General features: G+C 63.1%; 1 protein-coding gene. It reads left to right on the top strand.

What is annotated here, in order from left to right:
• Positions 1 to 241 (top strand): hypothetical protein (locus tag SB764_RS44150; protein WP_410867332.1); only part of this gene is annotated, 241 nt, incomplete at both ends.

Below are 241 nucleotides of genomic sequence, written 5' to 3'. Positions count from 1 at the left end.
GCGCTCGCTCTACCGGCTGGTGGCCGGGGAGATGGGCGCAATCCGGAAACGCGAGAATATCCGGCTAAGGGATGCCGCCAGGGCGCTCTCCACCATTCGCGATGCCGAAGCGCTGATCGAAACCGTCCGCTATCTGCAATCTCATGCGCGCGATGACGACGAGCGCGCCTCACTCGAGCGGATAGCTATCATCTTAGAAACCCGACGGAACTGGATGACCGAGGCCGAGGCGGGCATCGAG

Source organism: Paraburkholderia sp. SIMBA_027, from assembly GCF_046535315.1.
GTDB lineage: Bacteria > Pseudomonadota > Gammaproteobacteria > Burkholderiales > Burkholderiaceae > Paraburkholderia > Paraburkholderia tropica.
The sequence above is the reverse complement of the archived record's forward strand: the minus strand, read 5'-3'. Positions and strand labels throughout refer to the sequence as shown.